We start from the raw sequence: 5,954 nt of genomic DNA, 5'->3' as shown, positions 1-5,954 counted from the left end.
TCACCAGCTTAGCTCCATCCGGGAAGATGAATCCGTTTCTGCTATCCATTATAAAACAGCCGCTTTATACCTGGATCTTCAAAAGGCGTTTATTTTCAGAAACCTTATTACAGCAGATATTGCCGACCAGGAAAAACAACTGAAAGAGATCAAAGCCTTTCACAGGAACGGTACCGTGCTGAAAAGCGATGTACTCCGCGTGGAACTGGATCTTTCAAGAAGAAAAATGACCCTGGTAACCATAGAAAATGATATACTGATTGCTACACAGAAACTAAATATCATTCTCGGTGAGCCGGACGACAGGATACTTTTTCCTGCCGATCCGGAAACAGGTCCGGGCAATAGCGGCGCTTACGAAGAATACCTGGCCACAGCGCTGGAACACTCTTTCCCTTATCATATTTCTGAACAGCAAACCAGGCTGAGTGAAATACATTTAAAACAGGTAAAAGCGAATGTGCGTCCCAAAGCAGGTATGTACAGCGACTTTTATTATGCTAACCCGCAGATATTCCTTTATCCGTATAATCCTTACTGGTACTCGCTTGGAGTAGCCGGTTTGAAAGCGTCTTTTCCTATATCGGCGATCTATCACAATATACATAAAGTAAGAGCCGCCAAACTGGAACTGGAGAAAGAAGAAGAAGCGCACAAAGATACAGAAGATAAAGTACGCCAACAGGTGAAGGAAGCTTTTCTCCGTTACAAAGAGGCCACTATACAAATTGGCGTGTCGGAAGTGAACGTAGCGCAGGCGCAGGAAAACGCCCGCATTATCAGGCACACGTATTTTAATCAGACGTCGTTAATCACCGACTTACTCGATGCCGATATACAGGTGCTTCAAACACGGTTTGAACTGGCATCGGCAAAAATTGCAGCACAAAATAAATTTTATCTTCTACAGCATATCACAGGCGTTCTTTAACCAATGAAAAAGAAATACACCGTTACCGACAGGCTGATCACCCGCATTACGGGCTGGATGGCAGGGATCATTATTCTCTTGCTCCTTTGCTGGGGCGTTTATACCATATGGGAATATTATGTTTATGAACAAACCAATGACGCGCAGGTACAGGAGTATGTGAATCCTGTAATATCAAGGGCCGGCGGCTTTATTGTAGCCGTGAAATTTGAAGAGAACCAACAGGTGAAAAAAGGAGATACACTCCTGCTGATCGACGACCGGGAATATATCCTGCAACAGGCGCAAACAGCAGCTTCCCTTCAGAAGGCGGAGGCCCGGATGGAAGTACTGGAAAGCAATATCCATACACTGGAAAAAATGGCCAACGCATCGGAGGCGCAGATCACGGCAGCAAAAGCGAAAATGTGGAAACAACAGCTGGATTATCAGCGTTACAACCAGCTTTATAATGAAGAATCAGCCACCAAACAACAGCTGGAAAACATGCAGGCTACACTGGATGTAAATACCAGCGATTACCAGTCGTCGCAGGACAACTACGGAGCGGCGCTTTCCCGCATTGGCGATATCCATGCAGAGAAGCGGGTAGTGGCGGCGGAAATAGCCCGGCTGAAAGCCCTGCTGGACCGGCACAAACTGGACGTAAGCTACACCGTGATCACCGCCTCCTACGATGGACGGATGGGGCGCCGTACCGTGGAAACAGGACAGATGATCAACGCCGGTGAGATACTGGCCTATATTGTAAACAATGAAACCGATAAATGGGTAGTGGCCAATTATAAAGAAACACAGATTGCCCATATGCGTATAGGCGACTCCGTTAAGATAGTGGCCGATGCATACCCGGAGCATCCGTTCAAAGGAACTATCATATCATTATCGCCCGCTACCGGTTCCAGCTTTTCATTGCTGCCACCCGATAACTCCACGGGCAACTATGTGAAAATTGTGCAGCGTATCCCCGTGCGTATCCGCGTAGATGGCGACCGGAAAGATATTGATGTGCTGAAGGTGGGAATGAATGTAAATGTTTATGTGCCCAAAGCCCAACGCCGTGGATAACGCCATTCCTGTATTTAAGTCGTGGGCCCCGGGCTGGCTGATAAAGGTGATCCTCTTTTCCTTACTGCTGCCAAGCATCGTGCTTTTTTTCCTGCCGTTGTCCAACATCAATGCAGCTGCAGGTTACTACGGCAGCGAGCCGGCGGATGTCCAGTTTTCGGTAGCATTGTTCTATGCCGGCTATGTTGGGTTTTACAGCCTGGAACGGCGCTTTTTTCTTTACCTGGCATCAAGGGAGTATTTCATCCTGTTTACTTTCCTGCAGATATTAACCAGCCTGGTTTGCTATCATACGCATGAACTGTATATTTTTTTTCCAGTGAGATTTATCCAGGGAATGCTGTTTTCCTGTACGGTGAACCTGTCGCTTTCCCTCATGTTTACCAGGTTGCGTACGGAGCGCGCAAGGGAAGTGAGCTTTTCTGTATTCTTCGGCTTACTGCTATGCGCCATTCCATTCAACAATTTTGTAACCGCAGATCTGATAGACTCCTGGAACTTCAATATTGTTTACAAGGGGGCGTTGTTTTCTTACCTGCCCTGTCTTTGCCTGTTATTGCTCAGCATGAATAACGTAAGGCCGGATGTGCGCTTCCCGTTGTACAAACTGGACTGGCAAAGCTTTGGTCTTTACAGTATTGCGCTTTGCCTGGTGGGGTATATCATGATCTACGGGCAGGAGTACTATTGGCTGGAAGACCCGCGGATACGGTACAGTGTTATAGGCATCGTTGTACTTTTAGCCATTTATCTTTTCCGGCAAAGAAGTATGAAGCATCCTTATATGGACCTGCGCATTTTCAGGTTCCGCAATTTTAAGGTGGGATTGCTGGTGCTTTTTATGATGTACATCTGCAGGTTCGCTTCAGGTATCACCAACAATTTTTTTGCCGGTGTGCTGCGTTTCGATCCCATGCATGTATCCTATATTAATCTGTTTAATCTTGCAGGGATAGTGACCGGCGTTATTATAGCCTGCTGCATGATCCTCCAGCAGCGGCGCATCCGCTACATTTGGATGCCAGGGTTTATTTTACTGCTGGCATTTCATGTGAGCATGTATTTTCTTTTTGATGTACAGGCCAATGTGTTCAATTATTATATCCCTTTGTTTATACAGGGCCTTGGCGTAGGACTTATTATGGTGCCCACTATTGTTTATTCCATTTCTTCTGTGCCGGTATCCATGGGAGCATCTGCATCAGCTGTTTGTTTGGCGGTGCGTTACCTGGGCTTTTGTGTGAGCATTGGTATCATCAATTTTTTTGAGTTGTATGAAAAGAGCCGTCACTACAACGCGTTCCAGGATCATCTTACCCGGGTGGACCCCGGCGTAAAGCAAACGGTTGCCACACAGGCCCGTTACCTGCTGACCCGTGGAATGGCGCCGGGCCCGTCGGGCAGGGCCGCGAACAAGTTGCTGGTGAATGCCGTGAACGGGCAGGGGCAGCTTCGCTTTGCGATGGACTACTACGAAGGAATGTCACTACTGCTGGTAGCTATATTGCTGCTGATCGCTTTATTCCCGTACCTGAACAGAACGGTGGTGTACCTGCGGTCAGGACGGCTTTCTCCTGCATAGATCTGTTGTTTTTAAATTACTGAGATGAGATACTTATTATTGTTTGCTTTATTGCTGTTGTCCTGTAATAAGGACAATAAAGAATTTACATTGAAAGCCATTAAGCTCAATTCGTATAAAATGCCCGCCAATACAGCAGAGCATCTTTTTCTTAAAGTACTTGATATCAGCCACCCGGGAGATACGTTGGCCGTTACCCGTTCCTATCCCGCGCAGCTCACGCTGCCGGCTACCTTTGCTGTTAGCCCGGTAGTGAAATGGCAGCTGTACCGGAAAGGCTATCATATTGAATTATGGGGTGATTCTACCGGGAAGATGGGCGCATGTAATGTAAATATGGATGAGTACAAGATCATTTTTCCAATAGATATGGAAGTGAAGAGCGATGACCTGAATGTATCTATCCTGGGTAGCTGGGAGTAGGGGAGTGATGCCGCAAATAAGGAAATAACCTTACATTAGCGCTTGCAGAAACCAATATGAGCGTATCCATTACTACATTACAGCAGCTGTTGTTTGAACTGGCAGGCGTGCTGCCGGCAGACACGGCGCCTTTATTTGCCATGACGCGGCAGGTACAACTGGCTGCCAACGAAACGTATATCCGTGCCGGTGATACAGAACGCCGCCTGGCCTACATAGAACAGGGCGTTATGCGGGCTTACACTATTAAGGATAACGGTGACGAGGCTACGCTTTTTTTACGTTGGGAAAAGCAGTTCATTGCTTCGCACGACGCTATCATACAGCGGAAGCCCTCCCGTTTTATTTACCGGGCCCTGGAACCTGTTACACTGCTGGAAATAGACTATGATGTGCTGGAAGCTGTGCTGAAAACGCATCCCGAGTACGAGCCCTTACGCAACTTTTTCCTGATGCGCATGTTATCGGAATCTCTCAACATGCTGGAGTCCTTCGTTACCCTGTCGCCGGAAGAGCGGTACCGCAACCTGCTTGCTGAACGTTTCGACCTGGTGAACCGTGTGCCTGATAAGTATATTGCTTCTATGCTGGGTATCACGCCGGTATCGTTGAGCCGTATCCGTAAGCGGATGCTTGATAAGGATAAAGGATAAATTATCCTTTGTTAATGCACGAAATTATCTTTTGTTAACCATACCTGCCATACCGGTTTTTTAATTTTGGGAGATAAATTTCCCAGAGATATGGAACCAATCATTGAAGCAACGGTGAAGATCTTTAGTATGACTGCCCTCCGGTATTTTGTATTGGCGGGTATTCCCTTCCTGTTATTTTATAGCCTGCTACCCGGCCGGTTTAAGCATTTTAAGATCCAGCAGCGGCTGGCTTCGAAAAAGGATTTTCTACGTGAGATCTGGTATTCCATGCAAAGTACACTGGTATTTACCTTGATCATTATTATGCTGCTGTTCACACCTGTACGGCAGTATACCATGATCTATACCGATATTCACGATTTCCCGCTGTGGTACATTGGCGTAAGCCTGGTACTGAGCCTGGTGATACACGATACCTATTTTTATTGGATGCATCGTTTGCTGCATCATAAGCGGTTGTTTAAACGCGCACACTTGGTACATCACCAAAGTATCAACCCTTCCCCCTGGACTTCTTATAGTTTTCACTTCCTGGAAGCGGTGGCGGAAGGAGGCGTATTGGTGGTTATCGCGGGTGTAATGCCTGTGCACCCGCTCACCATATTGTTGTTTACGGTGTCGGGTTTTATTATCAATGTATACGGCCACCTGGGATATGAGCTGATGCCGCGGAAATTCAGGCATACCTGGTTGTTTGAGGTGGTGAATACCTCCGTTCACCACAACCTGCACCATAAAAAATTCCGTGGGAATTACGGGTTGTATTTCCGGGTATGGGACCGGGTGATGGGCACCGAGCATCCGGATTATGTGAAGGAGTATGATGAGTTGCAGGAGCGGAGGTTCGGGAAAGAACAGTTTTCCTTTGAGCGGTAGGAAAGCATTTTATCATTGGAGCTTCCTTGTTACCTTTGGGCTCATGACTTGTTTGATTGTTACTATATTGAGCGTTATCTTCCTGTTTTTAGGAGGTATTCATTGCTACTGGGCATTTGGCGGCAAATGGGGGGAAGAGGCGGTAATTCCTACGGACCCCAACGGCAGGAAGATGCTGCACCCTGGTATGGGCGCCTGTTTGACAGTGTTTCTTATTTTTATGTTTGCCACCTGGCTACTGTGGCAGTACGCAGGCTGGTTACCTTTCCTGGTACCTGTGAAATGGTTGCATTATGCAGTGATAGCCATGATGATCGTATTTTTCCTACGCGCCACAGGTGATTTTAAGTATGTAGGTTTTTTTAAGAAGATAAGCGCCACGAAGTTTGCCCGCATGGATACGAAGCTGTTCTCGCCC

Annotated in this window: 7 protein-coding genes; all 7 read left to right on the top strand. The window is 47.0% G+C overall.

The genetic code is table 11. The features are described from left to right. Positions 1-931 (top strand): TolC family protein (locus VN105_RS19105; protein ID WP_325643148.1); only part of this gene is annotated, 931 nt, incomplete at its 5' end. Positions 932-934: 3 nt separating this feature from the next. Continuing rightward, positions 935-1,999: an HlyD family secretion protein gene (locus tag VN105_RS19100; protein ID WP_325643147.1), complete on the top strand. Its 1,065-nt coding sequence runs from the start codon at positions 935-937 to the stop codon at positions 1,997-1,999. After that, positions 1,992-3,581, top strand: coding sequence for a beta-carotene 15,15'-monooxygenase (locus tag VN105_RS19095; protein ID WP_325643145.1), 1,590 nt, complete (start codon positions 1,992-1,994; stop codon positions 3,579-3,581). Before VN105_RS19100 ends, VN105_RS19095 begins: the two co-directional genes overlap by 8 nt. A gap of 24 nt (positions 3,582-3,605) precedes the next feature. After that, a complete protein-coding gene (locus tag VN105_RS19090; RefSeq protein WP_325643144.1) occupies positions 3,606-4,004 on the top strand; it encodes a hypothetical protein in 399 nt (132 codons plus the stop codon). A 56-nt stretch (positions 4,005-4,060) separates the two neighbouring features. Continuing rightward, positions 4,061-4,657, top strand: a complete 597-nt coding sequence (locus VN105_RS19085; RefSeq protein ID WP_325643142.1) for a Crp/Fnr family transcriptional regulator — start codon at positions 4,061-4,063, stop codon at positions 4,655-4,657. 90 nt (positions 4,658-4,747) lie between these two features. Continuing rightward, a complete protein-coding gene (locus tag VN105_RS19080; protein WP_325643140.1) occupies positions 4,748-5,536 on the top strand; it encodes a sterol desaturase family protein in 789 nt (262 codons plus the stop codon). 43 nt (positions 5,537-5,579) lie between these two features. Next, the coding region (locus VN105_RS19075) for a DUF3995 domain-containing protein (protein WP_325643138.1) at positions 5,580-5,954 on the top strand (375 nt) is incomplete at its 3' end.

Source organism: Chitinophaga sp., assembly GCF_035564935.1.
Classification (GTDB): Bacteria; Bacteroidota; Bacteroidia; order Chitinophagales; family Chitinophagaceae; genus Chitinophaga.
This window is presented reverse-complemented; position numbering and strand designations above follow the sequence as displayed.

What these genes read in the sequence shown, in the direction of transcription:
- VN105_RS19100 (WP_325643147.1), top strand. Translation starts at nt 935, where the DNA reads ATGAAAAAGAAATACACCGTTACCGACAGGCTGATCACCCGCATTACG.
- VN105_RS19090 (WP_325643144.1), top strand. Translation starts at nt 3,606, where the DNA reads ATGAGATACTTATTATTGTTTGCTTTATTGCTGTTGTCCTGTAATAAG.
- VN105_RS19085 (WP_325643142.1), top strand. Translation starts at nt 4,061, where the DNA reads ATGAGCGTATCCATTACTACATTACAGCAGCTGTTGTTTGAACTGGCA.
- VN105_RS19080 (WP_325643140.1), top strand. Translation starts at nt 4,748, where the DNA reads ATGGAACCAATCATTGAAGCAACGGTGAAGATCTTTAGTATGACTGCC.